Source organism: Streptococcus sp. HMSC077D04 (genome assembly GCF_001808785.1).
Taxonomy (GTDB): domain Bacteria; phylum Bacillota; class Bacilli; order Lactobacillales; family Streptococcaceae; genus Streptococcus; species Streptococcus mitis_BX.
In genome coordinates this window covers 1-266 of the sequence record NZ_KV794478.1, presented here as the reverse complement: position 1 = coordinate 266, position 266 = coordinate 1, and the positions used below count along the sequence as shown (strand labels likewise).

The following is a 266-nucleotide window of genomic DNA, read 5'->3' as shown; positions in this document are numbered from 1 at the left end:
AAGGTAGCAAGAGAGACAGAAAAACTCGCTGCTTACAAAGAGCAACTGGAGACAGCGATGTTTGCGACGTTCAAAAGGCGTCAAAGCATTAGTCACATGAGTTTTGAAGAAGCTCTTGACCATGCCTTCGGTAGAGAAAGACAATTCGATGATTCTGAATTTAGAAAGGATGAAATGAGTGAATGACAAAAGATTGGAATTTTAATCAACCATTAGAGAGTAAATTAGAAAATCAAGAAGATCCAGATAAAATTGCGGCCTTATTT

At 37.6% G+C, this 266-nt stretch carries 1 protein-coding gene and 1 pseudogene; both read left to right on the top strand.

The features are described 5' to 3' along the window. Positions 1-186, top strand: a 186-nt coding sequence (locus HMPREF2701_RS01490) for a DUF5965 family protein (RefSeq protein WP_070481907.1), incomplete at its 5' end; no start/stop codon positions are given. Then, a pseudogene (locus tag HMPREF2701_RS01485) lies at positions 183-266 on the top strand (chemotaxis protein); the annotation flags it as partial. The gene HMPREF2701_RS01490 and the pseudogene HMPREF2701_RS01485, both read left to right, overlap by 4 nt.